Annotated in this window: 21 protein-coding genes; 5 read left to right on the top strand and 16 right to left on the bottom strand. The window is 67.1% G+C overall.

The annotated features are described in order from the left end of the window. Positions 1-213: 213 nt before the first annotated feature. Positions 214-912, bottom strand: coding sequence for a YoaK family protein (locus D9V32_RS09855; RefSeq protein WP_121648726.1), 699 nt, complete (start codon positions 910-912; stop codon positions 214-216). Positions 913-1,130: 218 nt separating this feature from the next. Between D9V32_RS09855 and D9V32_RS09850 the strand changes: the two genes are divergently transcribed. Both D9V32_RS09850 and D9V32_RS09845 read left to right on the top strand, forming a co-directional pair. Continuing rightward, entirely contained in the window at positions 1,131-1,595 is a 465-nt protein-coding gene (locus tag D9V32_RS09850; RefSeq protein WP_121648725.1) for a MarR family winged helix-turn-helix transcriptional regulator, read from the top strand. A gap of 106 nt (positions 1,596-1,701) precedes the next feature. After that, positions 1,702-2,904, top strand: a complete 1,203-nt coding sequence (locus D9V32_RS09845; protein ID WP_121648724.1) for a pyridoxal phosphate-dependent aminotransferase — start codon at positions 1,702-1,704, stop codon at positions 2,902-2,904. An 89-nt stretch (positions 2,905-2,993) separates the two neighbouring features. On the opposite strand, the gene D9V32_RS09840 is transcribed toward D9V32_RS09845, so the two are convergent. Continuing rightward, complete coding sequence (locus tag D9V32_RS09840; protein WP_121648723.1) at positions 2,994-3,614, bottom strand: hypothetical protein; 621 nt, start codon at positions 3,612-3,614, stop codon at positions 2,994-2,996. 212 nt (positions 3,615-3,826) lie between these two features. Between D9V32_RS09840 and D9V32_RS09835 the strand changes: the two genes are divergently transcribed. Beyond that, on the top strand, positions 3,827-4,360 hold the full coding sequence (locus D9V32_RS09835) for an aminoacyl-tRNA deacylase (RefSeq protein WP_183086259.1): 534 nt from the start codon (positions 3,827-3,829) through the stop codon (positions 4,358-4,360). Positions 4,361-4,458: 98 nt separating this feature from the next. Here D9V32_RS09835 and D9V32_RS09830 read toward each other — a convergent pair whose 3' ends face one another. The 8 genes from D9V32_RS09830 to D9V32_RS09795 all read right to left on the bottom strand — a co-directional run bounded on the left by D9V32_RS09830 (position 4,459) and on the right by D9V32_RS09795 (position 11,258). Further along, positions 4,459-5,526: an ABC transporter ATP-binding protein gene (locus tag D9V32_RS09830; protein ID WP_183086258.1), complete on the bottom strand. Its 1,068-nt coding sequence runs from the start codon at positions 5,524-5,526 to the stop codon at positions 4,459-4,461. Beyond that, on the bottom strand, positions 5,519-6,358 hold the full coding sequence (locus tag D9V32_RS09825; protein WP_245982227.1) for an ABC transporter permease: 840 nt from the start codon (positions 6,356-6,358) through the stop codon (positions 5,519-5,521). The genes D9V32_RS09830 and D9V32_RS09825 overlap by 8 nt, the downstream gene beginning before the upstream one ends. Next, a complete protein-coding gene (locus D9V32_RS09820) occupies positions 6,355-7,275 on the bottom strand; it encodes an ABC transporter permease (protein WP_121648721.1) in 921 nt (306 codons plus the stop codon). The genes D9V32_RS09825 and D9V32_RS09820 overlap by 4 nt, the downstream gene beginning before the upstream one ends. Continuing rightward, positions 7,276-8,394, bottom strand: coding sequence for an ABC transporter substrate-binding protein (locus D9V32_RS09815; protein WP_121648720.1), 1,119 nt, complete (start codon positions 8,392-8,394; stop codon positions 7,276-7,278). A gap of 249 nt (positions 8,395-8,643) precedes the next feature. Then, entirely contained in the window at positions 8,644-9,774 is a 1,131-nt protein-coding gene (locus tag D9V32_RS09810; RefSeq protein ID WP_121648719.1) for a UDP-N-acetylmuramate dehydrogenase, read from the bottom strand. Position 9,775: 1 nt separating this feature from the next. Further along, the gene (locus tag D9V32_RS09805; RefSeq protein ID WP_245982234.1) at positions 9,776-10,204 is read right to left on the bottom strand and encodes a MaoC family dehydratase; all 429 of its coding nucleotides are present in this window, start codon (positions 10,202-10,204) and stop codon (positions 9,776-9,778) included. A gap of 2 nt (positions 10,205-10,206) precedes the next feature. Continuing rightward, entirely contained in the window at positions 10,207-10,653 is a 447-nt protein-coding gene (locus D9V32_RS09800; protein WP_121648718.1) for an FAS1-like dehydratase domain-containing protein, read from the bottom strand. A gap of 56 nt (positions 10,654-10,709) precedes the next feature. Then, positions 10,710-11,258 (bottom strand): GNAT family N-acetyltransferase, encoded by a 549-nt coding sequence (locus tag D9V32_RS09795; RefSeq protein ID WP_121648717.1) that lies wholly within the window; start codon positions 11,256-11,258, stop codon positions 10,710-10,712. Positions 11,259-11,359: 101 nt separating this feature from the next. Between D9V32_RS09795 and D9V32_RS09790 the strand changes: the two genes are divergently transcribed. Then, positions 11,360-12,034, top strand: coding sequence for a response regulator transcription factor (locus tag D9V32_RS09790; protein ID WP_121648716.1), 675 nt, complete (start codon positions 11,360-11,362; stop codon positions 12,032-12,034). Then, a complete protein-coding gene (locus tag D9V32_RS09785; RefSeq protein WP_121648715.1) occupies positions 12,021-13,328 on the top strand; it encodes a sensor histidine kinase in 1,308 nt (435 codons plus the stop codon). The genes D9V32_RS09790 and D9V32_RS09785 overlap by 14 nt, the downstream gene beginning before the upstream one ends. A 156-nt stretch (positions 13,329-13,484) precedes the next feature. Here the strand turns inward: D9V32_RS09785 and D9V32_RS09780 are convergent, their stop codons facing one another. The 6 genes from D9V32_RS09780 to D9V32_RS09760 form a co-directional block, all read right to left on the bottom strand. After that, positions 13,485-13,754 (bottom strand): hypothetical protein, encoded by a 270-nt coding sequence (locus tag D9V32_RS09780; protein ID WP_121648714.1) that lies wholly within the window; start codon positions 13,752-13,754, stop codon positions 13,485-13,487. A 93-nt stretch (positions 13,755-13,847) separates the two neighbouring features. After that, a complete protein-coding gene (locus tag D9V32_RS16225; RefSeq protein ID WP_183086257.1) occupies positions 13,848-13,988 on the bottom strand; it encodes a hypothetical protein in 141 nt (46 codons plus the stop codon). A gap of 127 nt (positions 13,989-14,115) precedes the next feature. Further along, positions 14,116-14,988 (bottom strand): VOC family protein, encoded by an 873-nt coding sequence (locus D9V32_RS09775; RefSeq protein ID WP_220700685.1) that lies wholly within the window; start codon positions 14,986-14,988, stop codon positions 14,116-14,118. Positions 14,989-15,056: 68 nt separating this feature from the next. Beyond that, the gene (locus D9V32_RS09770; RefSeq protein WP_121648713.1) at positions 15,057-15,839 is read right to left on the bottom strand and encodes a sulfite exporter TauE/SafE family protein; all 783 of its coding nucleotides are present in this window, start codon (positions 15,837-15,839) and stop codon (positions 15,057-15,059) included. Further along, a complete protein-coding gene (locus tag D9V32_RS09765) occupies positions 15,836-16,390 on the bottom strand; it encodes a histidine phosphatase family protein (protein ID WP_121648712.1) in 555 nt (184 codons plus the stop codon). The genes D9V32_RS09770 and D9V32_RS09765 overlap by 4 nt, the downstream gene beginning before the upstream one ends. A 92-nt stretch (positions 16,391-16,482) precedes the next feature. Further along, positions 16,483-17,676 (bottom strand): hypothetical protein, encoded by a 1,194-nt coding sequence (locus D9V32_RS09760; protein ID WP_121648711.1) that lies wholly within the window; start codon positions 17,674-17,676, stop codon positions 16,483-16,485. Positions 17,677-17,697: the final 21 nt, after the last annotated feature.

The raw sequence follows: 17,697 nt of genomic DNA, 5'->3' as shown, positions 1-17,697 counted from the left end.
ATTTCCCACCGAGGCATAAAAAAATGCTCCGGCACAGGTACCGGAGCGGGAGACAACATCTGCACGGGGCAGCTGTAAAAATCCTTTTCGTTACCTACGCGGGCCGTTCCCTGGGGAACCTTCGCTGCGTGGCGTTTGCACACCACAACAGAACCGGCGGTCTGTGGCTAGGTGAAACTCTACCCGACGATGCGGGGATGCGCAAACCGAGCGCTAGACCCGTCGAGCCAGCCGCCAGAGCGAGACCAGCACCACCGCCTGAATGGTCAGCACCACGCTCAGCGCGGTGGGCACCCCGGCATTCGACACGAGCACTCCCCCGATGAACGCGCCGAGCAGCATCGCGACCACCGCGAGGATGCGGCGGGTGAGTGAACCCGATTTTCCTCCCCAGATGTCCGCCACCAGTCCGGTAATGGTCATCGTGAGGACGGTGGTGGAGAGGTCCGGCACCCCGAGCGCGCGGGCCGCCGCGCCCTGCACGCCGAGGGCGGTGGCCATCAGCGCGACGATGACGTGCTGAATCATCGGGGTCGCGGCACCGGTAATCCAGGCCATCGCTACGACTCCGGCAAAGGCAAGCACTACGAGTGCCATTACGTTTCGCAGCGCCCGAATCGGCGCCAGGTGAATGCGCGCCATCACGTAGCCGCCGAGGCCGGCACCGAGGACGTAGCCGGCGAGGGCGAAGATCGAACCGGTCAGGGAGAAGTGCGGGGCACCGGCCAGGGCAAATCCGATCGAGACGACGTTGCCGGTCATGTTGGCTACGAAGACGCGGCCGAGCTCCAGCACGCTGATGGCGTCCACGATGCCGGTTACGGCGGTCAGGATCAGCAGCAGCACGGGCAGCGCGGTGCCGAACTTCGGCCCGGCCAGGCTGAAGCGCGCGGGTGCGGCGGAGGTGGTCATGTCGATACCCTTCTCGGGGATCGAGGAACCAGCCCCGGCTGGTGTGCCGCGCTGCGCAGAATCCAGCGTACGCGCTCACCCACCAAATCGCCGATAGCGACCGACCAATTGGTCTGTATTCCCTGTGGGTCCCGCAAAAGTTCGCGGCAAGCAAACTCCTTGCTTAAGCGCACTATCGGCGCGGTTGTTACACTGGGAGCGATCGCAAGGGAGATGACATGGGTATCGCCGATAGCGCCGTCGAGGTTCGAGCCAGCGGCTGGCGCTCCATTGCCGCGCTGCACGGCCTGATCGACACCACGATTGAGCGCGCCCTGCAGCGCGAACACGACCTCTCGATGGTGGAGTACACGGTGCTCGATGCGCTGAACCGTCAGGACGGTTGGCACATGCGCATGCAGCAGCTGGCCCGTGCCACCGCGCTGTCCAGCAGTGCCACGACCCGTCTGGTCACGCGTCTGGAGGAGCGCTCCCTACTCACCCGTATTCTCTGTGCGGATGATCGCCGCGGCATCTACACCGAGCTCACCGCCGCCGGTCACGCGGCGCTGGATCGTGCCCGCCCGACCCACGATCAGGCCCTCGCCGAGGCGCTTGAGGCGGCGCGCGCGCTGCCCGAGCTGGTTCCGGTGTTGACCGCGCTGGAGGGCGTGATGCCCAGCGTGAGCGAGCCGGTCCGGTAGCGCAGGGCCCCGGCGTCCGGTATCTCGGACGCATCCGCGCATTCGTGCGCACAAAACCCGCGTAATCCCGGTGACTTTCCACTCTATTTCTGGGTACGATCAGGGGGTGACTACTACACCGCGCCTCTCAACGAAGATTTCCGCCATCGCCGAATCCGCCACCCTCAAGGTGGACGCGAAGGCCAAGGCCCTCCAGGCGCAGGGTCGCCCGGTTATTAGCTATGCGGCGGGTGAGCCCGATTTCGCCACCCCGGCCCACATTGTTGAGGCCGCCGCCGCCGCGGTGCAGGATCCCAAGAACCACCGTTACACCCCCGCCGCCGGACTCCCCGAGCTGCGCGAGGCCATCGCCTCGAAGACGCTGCGCGACTCGGGTATCGAGGTGGCCGCGAACCAGATCGTGGTGACCAACGGCGGTAAGCAGTCGGTCTACGAGGCCTTCCAGGTGCTGCTGAACGAGGGCGACGAGGTCATCGTCCCGACCCCCTATTGGACCACCTACCCCGAGGTCATCGCGCTGGCCGGTGGCACCGCGGTTGATGTCTTCGCCGATGCCGAGGCCGACTATAAGGTGACCCTCGAACAGCTCGAGGCCGCTCGCACCGAGCGCACAAAGATCCTGCTGTTTGTCTCGCCCTCGAACCCGACCGGTGCCGTGTACTCCCCCGAGGAAACCCGCGCCATCGGCGAGTGGGCCCTCGAGCACGGCATCTGGATCATCAGCGATGAGATCTACCAGAACCTCACCTATGACGGTGCCCGCGCGATCTCCATTCTTGAGGCAGTGCCGGCACTCGCAAACCAGACCCTGCTGGTCAACGGCGTCGCCAAGACGTACGCCATGACCGGCTGGCGCGTGGGCTGGACCATCGGCCCGGTGGACGCCATCAAGGCCCTCACCAACCTGCAGTCACACCTCTCGGGCAACGTCAACAACATCGCTCAGCGCGCGGCCATCGCCGCCCTGACCGGTCCGCAGGACGAGGTGGAGGCCATGCGTGTGGCGTTTGACCGCCGCCGCAAGACCATCGTGGCCGAGCTCAACAAGATCGAGGGCGTCTCCGTCCCGACCCCCGAGGGCGCGTTCTACGTCTATGCTGACGTCCGCGGCCTGCTGGGTCAGGAGTGGGCGGGCGTCACTCCCACCACCTCGCTTGAGCTCGCCGACCTCATGCTCGACGCCGCCGAGGTCGCCGCCGTTCCCGGCGAGGCCTTTGGCCCCTCCGGTTACCTCCGCTTCAGCTACGCTCTCGGCGATGACGCCCTGCTCGAGGGCATCCAGCGCCTGCAGAAGCTGTTCAGCCGCTAGGTCTCTCGTCGCTGCGTTCTGGCGCAGCCACGCACGTGCCGCTCACCGCGAGGTGGGCGGCATGTGCCGTTTCCGGGCAGGTGCGCGCACTACTTCGTGCCGTTGGGGTCGCGGATGCACGCCATCTCACGCTTGGACGGCAACGGCCGGGCGGGGTCCTGCCGGCCCGCACGGTACTGGTCGATCGTGACGCCCTGATCAACGACCCCGATTCGGTGCAGGCAACTCAGAACGAGCTCGTCCTCGTCGAGCTGCGCGGGATTGCGCTGCATCCAGTACCACAGCGTGCCCACGGTGGAGTCTCCGCTCTCGTCTTCGCAGCGGTTCATCACGTCGTTGGCCTCGTCCGAGGTGATCGTTTCGAAGGAGAACTCTCGTGACCCGTCGATTCTGATGGCCTCGATCGTGACGCCCCGCTCCGCGGCGCACCGCAGGAGGCTCTCGCGCACCTCGGCATACTCAGCGGCGGTGACAACCCCATCGCTGAGCATTGCCCGCGCCTTATCCGTTGTTGTAAGGCGGTACTGTTCACGGAAATCCTCGGCCCAGGAACCCGTGAACTCCGGAATATCCGCCTCGGCCGGGCGCCCCTCCGTCCGGTCGATGCTCGGAAGCGGCGAGGGCGTCGCGGTGCTGCAAGCAGGCAGGCCGAGGGCAGCCAGCGTGAGCATGATGGTGAGAACGGGCCGCGTGGTCCTCTTATTCAGCATCGCTGCCTCTCATTTCTCCGATGGGTCTACGACCTGCGGTCACCGCGAACGAGCGAGACAGCATATTTGAGCCTAACCTGCCGTGGCTCGCACTCGGGCAACCGGTCGTAGCGAAGTCCCTAACCGGTCGCACAGCGCCGTGCCCGTGCGCGGGATCCCGATTCGATCCGGCCCGAGGGAATGCTCGCGCAGCGAGAAACGTTTGACCGGGTATGACCGAAACCGCTGCGACCGACGTATCCGACGCCCTCGACCAGGCGAGCCTGCCCGCGGGCACCCAGCGGGTGGTGGCCGATGCCGAGGCGCGCGGGATCCCGATTCGGGTGCGCGAGCGCGGGCCGGCGACGAGCCTCGCCGAGGCGGCCGCACAGATCGGGATCGAGCCCGGGGCGCTGGTGAAGACCCTGGTGATCCGCCGCCACGACGGCACGTACCTGCTGGCGCTGGTGCCCGGCGGACGCAAGATTTCCTGGCCGCTGCTGCGTCAGGCCGTGGGGGTGAACCGCCTCGCGCTCCCCCACGCCGACCTCGCGTTTGAAGCCACCGGCTTTGAGCGCGGCACCATCACGCCGCTCGGCACCACGACCGAACTACCGGTGTTCGCCGATGCGAGCATCGCCGAGCTACCCGCGGACTCCTGGATCGGCCTCGGCTCGGGCTCCCACCAACACGGAATCCTGGTGCCCGCCGCGGCCCTGCTCTCCGGCGTCAACGCGACGGTCGCCCCGATCACCGACGCTGAGTAGCGCCGGCGCTGCACCGCGCGTGCGCTCGACACCGCAGACACACGAACGCCCGGCGGATCTCATCCGCCGGGCGTTCGTGTGTGAGTGGTACGGAACCGCTAGTCGACGTGGGCCGTGACCACGTCCTGCAGCAGGCGCACGCGCACCTGCTGGTCGACCTCGGGGGTGTCTTCGGCCGAGTGCTGCACCACGATCGAGAGACCCGAGTCGAGGTGCACGGTGGTGCGGCGCAGCGACCCGAGGAAGCTCGAGGTCACCACGCGGCCGGGCTCGCCCTCGCCGTGCTCGAACGACTCGAGCGCGAGGTTTTCCGGACGCACCCGCACGCGCGCGAGCGCACCCTCGGGCAGCGGCTCGGTGAGGTCGATCTCGCGGCCGAGGAGCGCGATCCGGCCCTCGTGAACGAGGGCGGTGAGCAGGGTCGACTGCCCGATGAAGTTGGCCACGAACCCGGTCTCCGGGCGGCGGTAGAGCTCCTCGGGGGTGCCGATCTGGTCGATCTTGCCGGCGTTCATGACGGCGATCCGGTCGGCGACCGCGAGGGCCTCCTCCTGGTCGTGGGTCACAAACACGGTGGTAATGCCCAGATCGAGCTGAATGCGACGGATCTCGTCACGCAGCTGCGTGCGCACCTTCGCATCCAGCGCCGAGAGCGGCTCGTCCAGGAGCAGCACGCGGGGGCGGGTAACCAGCGCGCGGGCGAGCGCCACACGCTGCTGCTGACCGCCCGAGAGCTGGTGGGCGTAGCGCTCGGCAAAGTCACCGAGACCCACGCGCTCGAGCATCTCCTGGGCGCGAGCCGTGCGCTCGGCCGCGGGCACCTTGCGGGTGCGCAGTCCAAACTCGACGTTCTCGATCACGTTGAGGTTCGGGAACAGCGAGTACGACTGAAACACCATGCCGAGGTCGCGACGGTTCACCGGTACCCGGGTGACGTCCTCGCCATCGATCAGGAGCTCGCCGCTGGTCACGCTCTCCAGGCCCGCAAGCGAGCGCAGCGCGGTGGTCTTGCCACAGCCCGAGGGGCCGAGTAGCGCCACAAACTCTCCGGGCTTGATCTCGAGGTCCAGTCCGTTCAGCGCGCGCTGGGCCCCGTACTCCTTGGTGACCGCGCGGAAGTGCACGCTCACGCCGGAGCGCTGTGCGGTGGGGGTCGGATCAGACATCAAAGACCTTTCGTTTGGGGGTTGCGATCCGGCCGATGACCGCGAGCAGCACGGTGACAAAGGCGAGCGCAAGGAGCGAGAAGATGACCGCCACATACGGGTCGCTGCGCGAGATACTCACGATGGCGACCTGCAGGTTCTGCCGGTTCAGGAGGGACGCGATGGTGTACTCGCCCAGCACCACCGCGATCGAGATGAACGACGCCGCGACAATTCCGCGACGCAGCACCGGGAGCAGGATCCGCACGAAGACCCGCGGCCAGGAGGCCCCGAGGGAGCGAGCGGCCTCCACCAGGGTGGGCACGTCCACCGCGCGAATGCTGGCATCCAGCGCGCGAGCGGCAAACGGCAGCACCAGGATGCCGTAGATGAGGCCGAGCACCACGGTGCCGGAGTTGATGATGCGGATGCTCGCACCAAACACCGGCGCGAGACCCACCACGAGCGCGATCGCGGGAATCGCGATCGGGATCACCGTGATGAACTCAAGCACCCGCACCAGCTTGGGGAAGCGCAGGCGCACGAGGAGCGTGGTGGGCAGCAGCATCAGGATCACGATGGCGATCGCGATCAGGGCGAGGGTGAGCGATTCCACCAGGCCGCCAAACAGCGGGCGGTAGCGGAACTCGTTGGCGGGATCAAAGAGCCCGGTCCAGTGTTCGAGGCCGTGGCCGGTGGTGGTGCGCAGGCTGAACTCGACCATAGCGATGAGCGGCAGGGCGAACAGCAGGCCGATCACAACCAGCACGGTGGTGGCGAACGGGCGTCGGGGCGCCAGGGAGTGCGAGGCACGCACCCGGCGGGCCGAACCCAGGGTCTTCACGGTGCTCACTTCTGCCACCTTGCGGTCCGTGCCTGCAGCGCGGAGTACGCGAGCATCAGCACAATCATGATCACGATCATGCCGAGCGCGAGCGCACCGGCCAGGTTTTCGCGACCCAGAACGGTCTCGGAAATCAGGGCGGTACGGATCTGCAGCGGCACGATCTGCGAACCCTGGCTGATCAGCGCCGCGGCGGTTGCGTAGGCGGAGAACGAGTTTGCAAACAGCAGCAGGAATCCGCCGGCGAAGGCGGGGGCCAGCACGGGGATGCCGACGCGACGCCAGAAGGTCCAGGAGCTTCCGCCGAGCGTGGCGTTTGCCTCGGTCCAGGCGGGCTTCAAACCGGACAGTGCGGGCATAAACGTCAGCACCATGAGCGGAATCTGGAAGTAGAGGTAGGGGAGAATCAGGCCGGGCATCTGGTACAGCCAGATTTCACCCGGATACAGGGCCACCCCGAAGACGTCCTTCAGCAGGACGGTCAGCAGACCCTGGACACCGATGGTCGCGATGAACGCGAAGGCGAGCATGACGCCACCGAACTGGGCGAGCACGCTCGAGACGGCCTCAACCGAGGCGCGCAGGCGCGAGGTCGGAGAGAAGGAGAGCAGTGCGTAGCACACGATCGCACCCACGAGGGCACCGAGGGCGGCGGTGAGCAGCGAGATCCAGAGGGAGTTACCAAACGTTTTCAGAACGGTTGGGTCCACGAGGGCCGCGATGTTGTCCCAGGTGAACGCGCCGGAACGGTTAAAGAAACCGGTGGTGAGCGCCAGAACCGTGGGGATCAGCAGGAAAATCAGAACGTAGAGCGCAAACGGAACCAGGCCGAGGCCCGGAATCAACCGCTGCGCCGAGCCCCAGCCGCCGGCTCCCCCGCTGGTGCGGGAGAGCCGGCGGACCGGGGCAGAGCCGGTTTGGGTCATTTACTGAACCGCAGCCGCCCACTTTTCACCGAGGAGCTTTGCGGCCTTTTCGGTCTGCTCCTGGGTTGCCTGGGTCAGGGCCTGGGGGTCAACACCGACGGCGTCGAGCGCCTTCTTGTCAACGGTTCCAGCCTTGTCCATGGCGGCGAGGCGAACCGGCAGTGCGCCGGCCTGGAGGTAGAGGTTCTGAGCCTCGTCGGAGTAGATCCACTCCTGCCACAGGCGAGCTGCGGCCGGGTGCGGTGCGTCGATGTTGATGGCCTGGTTGTAGTACGAGCCCAGTGCGTCACCCGAGAGAACCACGGTCTTCCAACCGGGAACCTTGGACTCCTGCGCCATGTTGTTGTAGTTCCAGTCGAACACGACCGGGGTTTCGCCCGAGGCGATGGTGGCCGGGGTCGGGTCCAGCGGCAGGAAGTTTCCGGCCTTCTTCAGCTCCGAGAAGAACTCGATGCCCTTGCTGTAGTCGTCCAGGGTTCCACCGTTCTGAATGGTGGCCATACCCACGGCGGCGAATGCGGCACCGGCCTGGGTGGGGTCACCGTTGATGGCAACCTTGCCCGAGTAGTCCGAGCCCAGCAGGTCGCTGAGCTTCTTGGGCTCGGGCACCTTGTTGGAGTCGAAACCGATCGACATCACGCCGGTGTAGTCGTTGTACCACAGGCCCGACTTCTCCTTGTTGGCGTCGGGGATGTCGGCCCAGTTCTCGACCTGGTACTTGGCGAACTGGTCGGTGTTTGCCAGGGTCACGGCGGTGCCCAGGTCGAAGACGTCGGGGGCGGTGTTCTGGCCCTTGAGGTCCTTAGCGGCCTTGATCTCCTCGGCGCTGGCGGCGTCGGGGGATGCGGAGTTGACCTTGATGTCGTACTTCTTCTCGAAGCCGGCGATGATCTTGCCGTAGTTCGACCAGTCCTCGGGCAGGGCGATCACGTTCAGTTCGCCCTCGGCCTTGGCGGCCTCGACGAGCTTGTCGATGCCTCCGAGGTCCTTGGCGCTGGTGGCGGTAGCCGCCTTGGCGCCGCCTTCGGCGGGGGCGGCGTCAGCGGAGCATCCGCTGAGGCCAAGGGTCACGATCGCGGCAGCCGCGAGCGCGACTACCCATCCGCGCTGAGCCTTCATGTCTGTTTCCTCCAGTAGCGGACGAAGTGGAGGCCCTCATCGGTCGGGTCCTGACTACCTCATCGTCCTGCTGCGCTCACGCTAACAGGATGGAAATACGGGACTGGGACGGAAGGTAAAGCTGAGGTGAATGGTCAGCAAATAGCGAGGATTATCGTTTATCACCTAACGGAAAAATAACCCGCGAACAGGTGTTATTCCGAGTCGTTACGTGACCGAATCGTGATAAATTCGGTCCGATTTACGGGATCAGATTTCGACGCCGACCAGCACCGGCTCGGGCGCAAGGTGAACACCGAACTCAGCGGCCACGCGCGCCTGCACGAACCGGGCCAGCGCGGCCACCTCGGCACCGGTCGATCCGCCGGTGTTGGTGAGCGCGAGGGTGTGCTTGGACGAGATCGCGGCGCGGGAACCGGGCAGGTGGAATCCCTTCCCAACGCCGGCGTGCTCGATCAGCCAGGCGGCACTCAGCTTGACCATCTCCACCCGGGCGGGCGGGGTGAAGCCGGGCAGTTCGCCGGTGTAGTGGTCGAGGTCGATCACCGTGGGTTCGGGTTCGATCGGGTCCACCGGCCAGCGCGGGGCATCCGCGGGCAGCGATCGGGCGGCCGAGAGCGGCACGATGGGGTTGGTGAAGAACGAGCCGGCGCTGAAGGTGTCGCGGTCTCGCGGATCGTGCACCATACCCTTGCTCGCACGCAGGGCGAGCACGCTCGCGCGCACCTCGGCCACGGGCAGCTGCGCACCGAGTTCGGTCCCGAGTGCCCCGGCGAGCTGCCCGTACGCGATGGGGGCGCTCAGCCCGGCGGCATCGGTGAGCGCAAACTCCACGGTCAGGACCACGGCGTCGCGTTCGGCCGGATCGCCCTGGTGGCGCTTCAGCACCGAGGTGCGGTAGCCGAGTTCCAGCTGGTCGGCCGGAACCCAGACGGGGTCTTCGCCGTAGCGGTCGAGGAGTTCCACGGCGGTCAGGACGGCCGAGACCTCCTGGCCGTATGCACCGATGTTTTGGATGGGGGCGGCCCCCACCGACCCAGGGATCCCACTGAGTGCTTCGAGGCCGCTCCATCCGCGCGCGACCGTGTGTGCCACGAGCTCATCCCACACCACGCCCGCGCTGACGCGCAACGCGACGGTGCCGGGGGTGGAGGGAAGCACCTCGAGCCCGGTGTGTGCGATTCGCACCACCGGGCCGTCGTACCCGTCGTCGCCGGCCACGAGGTTGGAGCCGCCGCCCAGAATGAGCGGTTCCTCCCCCTCGGACCACAGATCGCGCAGCGTTTCCACGAGGTGATCGTGGGTCTGCGGTTCGTAGAGTGCGGCGATCGGCCCACCCACCTGGAAGGTGGTGAGCTCGGCGAGGGTACGGGCGCTCACGCTAGAGCGACTCGGCGAGGCGGACGCGCACCTGGGCCTTGCCCAGGACGGTCTGCTCGGCGTAGGTCACGGTGAGGTCAACGCGCACGGCCTGGGCCTCGGCGTCGATCTGGCCGATCTTGGCCGCGATGGTGACGGTCGCTCCGCTCTGCGGGTCGACCACGACGGGGCGGGTGAAGCGCACCTGGTAGTCCTCCACGCGGCCGGGGTCGCCGGCCCAGTCCACGACGGGCTGCACGGCGAGGCCCATGGTGAGCATGCCGTGGGCGAGAACGCCGGGCAGGCCGACGCTCGCCGCGACGTCGTCACGGTAGTGGATGGGGTTGAAGTCTCCCGAGGCTCCGGCGTAGCGCACGAGGCTGTCGCGGGAGAGTTCCACGGTGCGTTCGGCGACGATGTCGCCCACGTTCAGGTCGGAAATCTGGGGGATGCTCACTCGTCACCTCGTACAACCAGGGTGGAGATCGCGGTGACCACGTGGTCTCCGGATGCGTCCACAATGCGGGATTCGGCGGTCACCATGGAGTGCGCGCCGAGGGTCTTGACCGAGGTTACGGTCAGGGTCGCGGTCAGCAGGTCACCGGCCACGATGGGGCGGGTGAAGCTGAAGCGCTGGTCGCCGTGGACGACGCGGGCAAAGTCGATCCCCGTGTCTGGCAGCGCCAGGAGCTCCGCGAGGGCGTGCTCCTGCACCACCACGGCAAAGGTCGGCGGAGCAACCACGTCGGCGTAGCCCGCGGCAATCGCGGCCTCCGGGTCGTGGTTCAGCGGGCTCTGGGCAAAGACGGCACGGGAGAACTCGCGCACCTTCTCGCGACCGACAAGATAGCTTGCGCTCGCGGGCAGGGTGCGGCCCTGCAGTTCGGGATTTACACTCACCCCTCCAGGATAGCGGGCCTCGTGCTCCCGGGCCGGAATCTGCCCGGAGCGTTCGCCTAGGCGGCGACCGAGGCGGCCGCGCGCAGGTCCTTCTGCAGCACCTTCATGCTCATGTCGAGCTTCTTGCCCACCTCGCTGAGGATGACCTCCTCGGGCAGTTCACGGATCTCACCGGTGGGCAGGTAGCCTCGGCGGCCGTAAAACTCGACGAGTTCGGGGCGCGGGCCGAGCACGGTCATTTCGATGGCGTCCACGCCGAAGACGTGTGCGGCGTGATCCTCGACACCGGCGAGCACGGTCTTGCCGATGCCGCCGCCCTGATAGTCGGGGTTCACGGCGAACAGACCGAAGTAGGCGCGGTCCGCGGCGATCTTGCGGATCAGGCCGCAGCCCACCAGGACGCCGTCCTCGGCATGGGCGAGCACCATCGCGGTGTCGGGAATGCTCAGCTCCTCCAGCAGCTCGGCCTCGTTGATCCGGTCGTGCTCAAACATGTTTCCCTCGCTGGTCCAGCCGGAGTCGTTGCCGCGGTACGCGCGCACGATCAGGGGCACGATGGAGGGGATGTCGGATTCGGTGGCGAGACGCAGAGCTGGGGTATTCACTAAAAAAGTGTAAACCCACCGTGACGCTTTCTTTATACCGGGTGTGCTTCACTGTCGATGGCGCGCCCGATTTCCGGGCGTGCAAACCCCCGGGAGTGAACATGCGGGTCCTAATCGTGGATGACGAACAGATTTTTGCCGACACCCTGCGCATCGCCCTGACGCGCGAGTCGATGGCGGTGGACGTCTGCCATGACGGCGGTGATGCCCTGGAACTACTGGCCATCAACGACTACGACGTGTGCGTACTTGACCGCGATATTCCGGGCGTGCACGGCGATGAGGTGTGCCGCCAGATCGTCGCCTCGGAGGATCCCGTGCCCGTACTCATGCTCACCGCCGCGCGCCGCCTCGGCGAGAAGGTTGCCGGATTTGGCCTGGGCGCTGACGATTACCTGACAAAGCCCTTTGACTTACCCGAACTCGTCGTGCGAATCCGCGCGCTCGCGCGGCGTCCACGGCGAGCGCTGCCCCCGGTACTCGCCGGTCTAGGCATCGAGCTCAACGCGTTTCGGCACGAGGTGACCCGGGACGGCATTCCGATCCGGTTGTCCCGAAAGGAGTTCGCGGTGCTCGAGCTGATCCTCGCGGCCGGCGGCTCCCCCGTCAGTGCGGAGACCCTGCTGGAGAAGGCGTGGGACGAAAACGCGAACCCGTTCACTAACTCCACCCGGATGACGGTTTCGGCGCTGCGCCGTAAACTCGGTGAACCGTGGGTGATTCAGACGGTCTCGGGCGTCGGATACCGGCTGGGGTTGCCCGATGCGGCGGCGTAGCGGAGCGAGCGTGGAGGACGAGGTGCCCGCCACGGGTAACACGGGCATGCGGGCGGCCCGGCTGACGGCACGTACCCGACTAACGCTCGTGACCTCGGCGCTGATTCTGGCGATGGGCGGTGCGATGGTCGTGCTGATTTCCATCATGATCCGCTACCTCCCCTCCTATAACTTCAGTACCGCGACGGCGGTCACGGGTGCGCGCCTGGAGGCCGTGCCCGGCGTCACCCTGGCCCCCACGACGACCGCTCCCGCGCCGGTTCCCGCGGGCGTTGCCGTGGCGATTGGTGAGGTGTCGAGCCCGGAGGATCTGTTTCGCGCGGCCCTGGTGATCGGCATCACTGCCCTCGTGTTGCTCGGTGCGCTGGGAATCGCCCTGAGCTACGTGATGGCGGGCAGGATCCTGCGCCCGCTGCGGGATCTTGACCGTGCGGCCGCGCGGGCCGCCTCCGGTGAGCTGAGCCACCGGCTCGCACCAACCGGCGCCCGGGATGAGTTCACCGGCCTCGCCACCACCTTCGATACGATGCTCGAACGGCTGGAGCAGATCTTCGCCGCCCACGAACGCTTCGCGGCGAACGCCTCGCACGAGCTGCGCACCCCGCTCGGAACCACCGCGCTCCTGCTGGATGTGGCCCGCGGCGGCAACGTGGACGCCGATACCGCCGACCTTCTCGAAAAGCTCGCGGTCACCAATGCGCGCAATCTGACCATCGTCGACGCGCTGCTGGATCTCGCCACGATCGGTGCCAACCCGCCCGCCCATGAGGACACCGATCTGGCCGACCTCGCGGCACACGCCCTGGAGGAGCACGCCTCCACGGCCAGCGAGCGCGGCATCGACGTGCGCCGGGATCTCGATCCGGCCCCGCTGAGTGGCGATCCCGTTCTGCTCGGCCGCCTCACCGACAACCTCGTCCGCAACGCCCTGCGGCACGGCACCCCCGACGGCTGGCTCAGCATCGATACCACCACGCTGCCCGATGGGCACACCGTGCTGCGCGTCGAGAACGCCGGCGAACGCCTCTCCCCCGACCAGATCACGCGCCTCACCGAGCCCTTCTTCCGCGTCCGCACCCGGCTTGCCTCCCCCGCACCGGTGCCCGCATCCCCCGCGCCCGATTCCCGCGCGTCCACCGCCACCAAAACCCGCGGAACGCATACGGACACCCACGGTCTGGGCCTCGCCCTGGTCGATGCAATCGTCGCCGCACACCACGGCGCGCTCCTGCTGGAGCCGGGCTCCGCAGGAGGTCTCCGCGTCACCGTCACCCTCCCCGGCACCGCCAATTAGACGCCAGCCACTAGAGACCAGACGCCCGCCACTAGACGCCAGCAATCGCCGCTGAAGGCCCCCGCGAAACAACGAACTCACCGGGTGGTGTCACACCCGGTGAGTCCGTGTTTGCTCGGCCTGCGGGGGCGAGGCCCCGAGTCGAGAACGGGAGGGCTAGGCCTTCGGCGCGGGCGCCGTGGTGTGCGGGCCGGCGGGGATGTTCGCCGGGTCCACCGGGCCGACCGGGGTCGCGTGGCCCACCTTGACGTCGGTGGGGAGCTTCACACCCGGCACCTCGACCAGCGTCGCGGTCTTCGCGTTATCTCCGGCGTGATCACCCTCGGGGGCGGCGGCATTCGCGGCACCCGCCGCGGCGAGGCCGAGCACCCCCACGCCCAGGGCGAGAGCGGTACCGGTGACGATCTTCTGGGTCTTGCTGAACATGGTTACTCCATTCGGTGGGAGCCACTGGCTAGCGGCTCTGTACCCATCTCAGCAGGGGCGCTGTCGTGGCAGCGTAAGCGTTTTTCCCAACGCTCAGGGAGCGAGGAGACCCATCGGGATGCTGGCCGGATCGGTCAGTGCGTCGGTCAGCGGCCCGGCAACCGCGGGCTCGGTTGTGACCCGGGTATCCAGGATGACGATCATGGACGGTGCGTGCGTCGGTTCGATGAACATGGCTACTCCCTCAGGATGGAACGCCTCGGTTGAGGCTCACTCCATCCCATCAAAGGGGCCGTATGCACAGCGTAAATAAAACCCTTAACACTCAGCTTCCCGTGCCCGCCGCCGGGCACCCGTGGCGCTAGCTCAGCTCGTCCGCCCGCACTCGAAGTCGGGTCTTCCAGGGATCCTCAAACAGCAGGGTCTGGCCATCAAAGCCGAACGGGATCTCCGCGAAGGTGAGGCGCGAAGACAGCGCATCAAGATCGGCCTGTCCGGGCACGGTGATGTCCACGATGCCGAGACCGAAGGTGGCCGCGCGCGGCCCCGCACCATTGCTGCGCCAGGTGTTCATGCCGATGTGGTGGTGGTAGCCGCCGGCCGAAATGAACAGGGCCTGCGGCACCTCGGTCTTGATCTCAAAACCGAGGGTATCCACGTAGAAGTGTCGCGCCCGCTCGAGGTTACCCACCTGCAGGTGAATGTGGCCGAGGGTCATGCCCTCGCGCGGCGGCGCGGCAATGACCTCGTCGGTGAGGTGGGTGCGCAGGAACGCGTTGGGGTCCAGCGGCAGCGTCGCCCCACGGATACGGCCGCCGGGCTCATGGGTCCACTGATCACGCGGGCGGTCGCGATACAGCTCCACGCCGTTCCCCTCGGGGTCATCGAAGTAGAAGGCCTCGCTGTAGAGGTGGTCGGCGCTGCCGGTAAACGATCGCGGGGCATGGGTAGCGACGGTGGCGACGGCGAGCGCGAGTGCGGGCTGATCCGGGAACAGCAGGGCCGAGTGGTACAGGCCCGCATCGCCGGTCCGCAGCGGAGGCAGATCGGTCTCGCGACGCAGCTTCAGCGCCGGCACACCATCGCGCCCGAGCACCACGGTGTCGCCCTCGGCAGACTGCACGTCCAGGGTCACGGCCTCGTGATAGTACCGGGTCATCAGATCCAGGTCACGCACCAGCAGCTCGACCTCACCCATCCGGGTTCCGGCGGCCAGAATATTCTCCGCGGACATCACACACTCCCTCAATTAGTTAAAGCTACAACTAAAAGATACCCCCGAATACTTGAAGCGTCAAGTATTTAGTGTGTGCGACGCTCGCGCAGGATCTGCAGCACCATCCGCACCACGATCACCGCGATGAACGCGGCAAAGAGAATGTTCCCGGCCTCCGGGCTGAGCAACCGCGCAACCTGAGCCCCCAGGGTCGTGGTGAGACACGCGGATACCCCGACAAACGCGGCCGCGGGAAGATCCACGTTGCGGCGAATCACGTTGCCCACCGTGCCCGAGATCGCGGTCGGGATCATCATCAGCAGCGAGGTGCCCTTGGCCAGCAGGTCGCTCGCACCAAAGAGCATCACGAGCATGGGCACGATAATGATGCCGCCACCGATACCGAGCAGGCCGGACAGCACACCGGTCAGGAGCCCGAGCGCCACCAGGCCCACGATCGACCACGGGTGCAGCGTAATCTCCGCCCCGCGCACAGGCACCACGAGGAAGAGCTGCACGATCACCACCACGAGAAACGCGATAAAGGCCCACTGCAGCGCGCGCTTCGGGATCCGCGAGAGCAGGAATGCCCCGAGCTGCGCCCCCACCACCGAACCGGCCGCCAGGATCAGCCCGGCCCACCAGTCCACCGAGCCCGAGGCCGCATAGGTGATGACACCCACCAGCGAGGTGGGCACGATCGCGGCGAGCGAGGTACCCGCGGCGAGACGATTCTCGAAACTCACCAGGAAGATGAGGGCCGGCACCACCAGGATGCCGCCGCCCACCCCGAACAGGCCGGAGAGGAACCCGGCGGCCAGGCCGATCGCGATCAGCCAGGGGACCCGGCGAGATCCCGTCTGGCTCACGCCGAGAGCGCCGCGTCGGGGGTGGCCACCACGCGCCAGGAACCCTCAACACGCTCAAAGGTCACCGGCTCCAGGTTGGCCACCGGCTCGCGGCCGGTACCCGACACATCCTCGGCGAGCAACCGGATCAGCGCACCGTGGCTGACCGCCAGGACCCGCTCACCCGGATGCGTGGCGGCAATCCGGTCGAGGCCCACGATGCCGCGCGCCACCAGGGCGTCCTGCGGCTCCATGCCCGGGTAGTTCCGATCCGGCCACAGCTCCAAAACCTCGGGACCGGTCTTGCCCTCGGCCTCGCCGAAGCTGCGCTCGGTGATCTCCGGGTGCGTGCCCACCACGGTGAGCCCCAGCTCGGCAGCCAGCAGCTCCGCGGTTTCGCGGGCGCGGCCGAGCGGGGAGGAGGTCACGACGTCAAACTCACGCGGCAGCGTGCGTCCGGCGGTTCGAGCCTGCTCGCGACCGGTTTCGTTCAGGGGAATATCGGTGGCACCCTGCAGCTTGCGCTGGCTGTTCCAGTCGGTCTGACCGTGACGAATGAGGGTGATCTGCATGGGGAATACCTTCCAGGGGATGAACGCGGTGGCCTTCCAGCAGACTACCCCCGCGTGCTGGAGGCTCCGGACCGGACCGCATAAACGTGCGGTTACAACTCGGGGTTCAGAACGTAGAGGGTCACCACGGCCGCCACGATGAGCACGCCCAGCACCGCCACACCGTTCCACACCCAGCGCATGTATCCGGCGTGCAGGCTGACGCTCACCGGGGCCTTTTCCTGCCGCATCCGGAACCGCGAGCGAGCCAGGATCGCATCGAGGCCGAGCCCCGGATATCCGCCCGGGAGCCGGTGGCAGAGCAGGTACACCATGCCCAGTGGGGAGAACACCAGGAAGCTCGAGGCGAGCACGTGGATGATCAGCGAGCGGGCATCGGCCAGGTCAATGTCGTGCAGGTTTCCGCCGAGCCCGAGGGCGGCGATGATCGCAACCGTGGTAACGCCCACACCGATCACCACGAGGCCCACCTCCACGGCCCGGATCGTCTGCTTACTCAGCCGCGCCTCCACGTACATCGCCGTGCCCACCGCATAGAAGATGGTGAGGAACACCAGCGTAGACGCACGCACCGGCACGCTCCACTGGGTGGTGGCGGGCCACATCGGAATCGAGATGGCGGTGACGATGGCGGGCACGAGCACCAACACAAACACCAGCTGGGCGAACCGCAGAATAAACGGTGGCGTCCGCAGATCCTCGTGGCTCTTGAGCAGCGCCTCCACCCGCGAGAGGGAGATGCGTTTGGCCGCGCCGCGCACGAGCGGATCCAGCCGGTTTTCCGAGGCGCAGGCGGCGTCCGCGGCGAGCACCGCGAGCAGGAGACCTCCCAGCGGCGGCCCAAACTGGCTGGGAATGTCGATCACGCCATCGAGCGGGGCGTTTGAAATCGCGGTGGCCACGGCGATGGAGATCGCCGCCATCCCGGCCACCTCGGCCAGAGACTCCAGAACGCGCTGACGCGCCAACTGCTCGGGGACGGCGTCATCCGGGTCCTGACCCGGGGTGCGCACGGCAATCTGCAGGGCCACGATGATGGTCGCGAGGATGCCCAGCGCCCCCAGCGCCGATCCCGTCGAGATGTTGAACCTGAGGGTAAAGTCCGTTGCGCTGCCGCGGCTGAGCTCCCCCACCACCATGAGAATTGCGATGCCGCCCAGCGGAAACGCGGCCCCCATCACGTGGCGTCCGAGCGTGCGCCAGTAGCGCTCCTGCTCGTGCAGGATGGCCAACCCCAACTCGGGGGTTCCCTGATCCACCGCCCGCGTGCCGTCCTCGAATGTCATGCCGCCTCCCCCGGTCTTGCG

The sequence above is a fragment of the Mycetocola tolaasinivorans genome (assembly GCF_003667565.1).
GTDB lineage: Bacteria > Actinomycetota > Actinomycetes > Actinomycetales > Microbacteriaceae > Mycetocola > Mycetocola tolaasinivorans.
Note: the sequence above shows the minus strand (reverse complement) of the source record. Positions and strands in the feature narration are given on the sequence as shown.

Bases quoted from the DNA above. Each gene is read 5' to 3' on its own strand.
- D9V32_RS09830 (WP_183086258.1), bottom strand. From the start codon at position 5,526: ATGTCTGATCCGACCCCCACCGCACAGCGCTCCGGCGTGAGCGTGCAC.
- D9V32_RS09840 (WP_121648723.1), bottom strand. From the start codon at position 3,614: ATGCTGAATAAGAGGACCACGCGGCCCGTTCTCACCATCATGCTCACG.
- D9V32_RS09850 (WP_121648725.1), top strand. From the start codon at position 1,131: ATGGGTATCGCCGATAGCGCCGTCGAGGTTCGAGCCAGCGGCTGGCGC.
- D9V32_RS09790 (WP_121648716.1), top strand. From the start codon at position 11,360: ATGCGGGTCCTAATCGTGGATGACGAACAGATTTTTGCCGACACCCTG.
- D9V32_RS09835 (WP_183086259.1), top strand. From the start codon at position 3,827: ATGACCGAAACCGCTGCGACCGACGTATCCGACGCCCTCGACCAGGCG.
- D9V32_RS09760 (WP_121648711.1), bottom strand. From the start codon at position 17,676: ATGACATTCGAGGACGGCACGCGGGCGGTGGATCAGGGAACCCCCGAG.
- D9V32_RS09855 (WP_121648726.1), bottom strand. From the start codon at position 912: ATGACCACCTCCGCCGCACCCGCGCGCTTCAGCCTGGCCGGGCCGAAG.
- D9V32_RS09815 (WP_121648720.1), bottom strand. From the start codon at position 8,394: ATGAAGGCTCAGCGCGGATGGGTAGTCGCGCTCGCGGCTGCCGCGATC.
- D9V32_RS09785 (WP_121648715.1), top strand. From the start codon at position 12,021: ATGCGGCGGCGTAGCGGAGCGAGCGTGGAGGACGAGGTGCCCGCCACG.
- D9V32_RS09780 (WP_121648714.1), bottom strand. From the start codon at position 13,754: ATGTTCAGCAAGACCCAGAAGATCGTCACCGGTACCGCTCTCGCCCTG.
- D9V32_RS16225 (WP_183086257.1), bottom strand. From the start codon at position 13,988: ATGTTCATCGAACCGACGCACGCACCGTCCATGATCGTCATCCTGGAT.
- D9V32_RS09775 (WP_220700685.1), bottom strand. From the start codon at position 14,988: ATGTCCGCGGAGAATATTCTGGCCGCCGGAACCCGGATGGGTGAGGTC.
- D9V32_RS09765 (WP_121648712.1), bottom strand. From the start codon at position 16,390: ATGCAGATCACCCTCATTCGTCACGGTCAGACCGACTGGAACAGCCAG.
- D9V32_RS09820 (WP_121648721.1), bottom strand. From the start codon at position 7,275: ATGACCCAAACCGGCTCTGCCCCGGTCCGCCGGCTCTCCCGCACCAGC.